The following is a 259-nucleotide window of genomic DNA, read 5'->3' on the forward strand; positions in this document are numbered from 1 at the left end:
CCTCGCTGTGGGAAAGCCTGCGGGATCGATTCCTTGAAAACTCCCTGGATAACTTGTTCGATGGTATTGAACAGTTCATCTCGGGTAAGACTAATGGCACCGATTCCAAGGCAGCGTCACTACTGGCGTCAACTTCTGCGCAGACCGCTAATACTGCAGCACTTACTACGTTGACTGCAACCGCATATGCTACAGCTAACGCACTGACTGCAATTATTGCGGCTGGCGGTGGCGATACTGGCGCTGGGGGTGGGGGCAT

1 protein-coding gene is annotated in these 259 nt (G+C 53.7%); it reads left to right on the plus strand.

Features of this window, described 5'->3' with window-relative positions:
• A partial coding sequence (locus VJI93_RS09000) for a hypothetical protein (RefSeq protein ID WP_324009357.1) occupies positions 1 to 259 on the plus strand: 259 nt, incomplete at both ends.

Source organism: Parvimonas sp. M20 (assembly GCF_035282425.1).
Taxonomy (GTDB): domain Bacteria; phylum Bacillota; class Clostridia; order Tissierellales; family Peptoniphilaceae; genus Parvimonas.